Origin of the sequence: Streptomyces sp. NRRL S-495 (genome assembly GCF_000966955.1) — a bacterium.
In the GTDB taxonomy this organism is placed as follows: domain Bacteria; phylum Actinomycetota; class Actinomycetes; order Streptomycetales; family Streptomycetaceae; genus Kitasatospora; species Kitasatospora purpeofusca.
In genome coordinates this window covers 1-416 of sequence record NZ_JZWY01001228.1, presented here as the reverse complement: position 1 = coordinate 416, position 416 = coordinate 1, and the positions used below count along the sequence as shown (strand labels likewise).

Genomic DNA, 416 nt, shown 5'->3' with positions numbered 1-416 from the left:
CCGGACGCGGTGGTGGGTCATTCGCAGGGTGAGATCGCAGCCGCGTGTGTGGCCGGCGGCTTGAGTCTGGAGGACGGGGCGCGGGTGGTGGCGTTGCGTTCCCGTGCGATAAGGGTGCTGGCGGGTCGTGGTGGTATGGCGTCGTTGCCGCTGCCGGTGGATGTGGCGCGGGAGCGGATCGGTGCGTGGGCGGGGCGGTTGTCGGTGGCGGCGGTGAACGGGCCGTCGTCGACGGTGGTGTCGGGCGACGCGGACGCGGTCACGGCGCTGGTCGACGCGCTGGTCGGTGAGGGTGTGCGGGCGCGTGTGATCGAGGTGGACTACGCGTCGCACTCCGCGCACGTGGAGGAGATCCGGGAGCGGCTCCTCGTCGACCTGGACGGCATCACCCCCCTCTCGGGTTCGGTGCCGTTCTT

General features: G+C 71.6%; 1 protein-coding gene. It reads left to right on the top strand.

Features of this window, described 5'->3' with window-relative positions; genetic code table 11:
* Positions 1 to 416 (top strand): acyltransferase domain-containing protein (locus VR45_RS45160; RefSeq protein WP_159394561.1); only part of this gene is annotated, 416 nt, incomplete at both ends.